Raw genomic sequence first — 291 nt, 5'->3', positions numbered from 1 at the left:
CTTAGATGCCTTCAGCGGTTATCCTGTCCGATCATAGCTACCCTGCACTGCTGCTGGCGCAACAACAGGTCCACCAGTGGATCGTTCACCCCGGTCCTCTCGTACTAGGGGCAACTCCTCTCAAGTATCCTACACCCACGGAAGATAGGGACCGAACTGTCTCACGACGTTCTAAACCCAGCTCACGTACCTCTTTAAACGGCGAACAGCCGTACCCTTGGGACCTGCTCCAGCCCCAGGATGAGATGAGCCGACATCGAGGTGCCAAACACTGCCGTCGATATGGACTCT

Annotated in this window: 1 rRNA gene; it reads right to left on the bottom strand. The window is 56.0% G+C overall.

Annotated elements, in window-relative coordinates:
* Nucleotides 1-291: ribosomal RNA gene (locus tag A3764_RS00940) — 23S ribosomal RNA — on the bottom strand; the annotation flags it as partial.

The sequence above is a fragment of the Sulfitobacter sp. HI0129 genome (assembly GCF_001635395.1).
Lineage (GTDB): Bacteria > Pseudomonadota > Alphaproteobacteria > Rhodobacterales > Rhodobacteraceae > Sulfitobacter.
This window is presented reverse-complemented; position numbering and strand designations above follow the sequence as displayed.